This window comes from Streptococcus sp. GMD4S (genome assembly GCF_000296955.1).
This window is the reverse complement of record NZ_AJRE01000572.1, coordinates 1-540: the sequence shown is the minus strand read 5'-3', so window position 1 is coordinate 540 and position 540 is coordinate 1. Positions and strand designations below refer to the sequence as shown.

Sequence of the window (540 nt, the reverse complement as noted above, 5' to 3'; positions counted from 1 at the left end):
AACCAAAACTACCTTCAAGAGCAGCTGGGAGGTCATCTGGCATAAAGGAACCAAAGTAGCTAGTGTTTTTCAATGCACGACTTTCATCATAGCCCACTCCATACAAGTTATAGGCTGGCTGGTCTGGCAAGTTATAAAGATAACCTGACTTTGCAGGGTTCAAATTTCCAGCTACGATAATAGGCTGGTCTTTTTGGAGATTTGATTTTTCAGCAAAGTTTGGAATCAGATAGTCAAAAATCTCCAAGCTAACCATTTTATCTGCTGGCACTCCTTGACCTACCAGAACTTTCTTCATGATATCGTTATGAACGATAATGCTATCCACTGACATCAAAGCTTTCTTTTCCTGGAAGTAATTGCGCACTTTATGACGAAATTTCACTTCTGAACCTGCTGCATGACGCAAGGTTTCAATATCATGGATCAACAGATAGAATCTTGCTCCTCTTTTTTGCGCCTGCTTAATGAGTTGTGAGATGAAAAATGTATGGTGGATAATAGGGAACTGAATCACCAATTCATCTCCGGCTCCCAACT

At 40.6% G+C, this 540-nt stretch carries 1 pseudogene; it reads right to left on the bottom strand.

Annotation, left to right across the window (positions count from 1 at the left end):
* Positions 1–540 (bottom strand): annotated as a pseudogene (locus GMD4S_RS13680) (galactofuranosyltransferase); the annotation flags it as partial.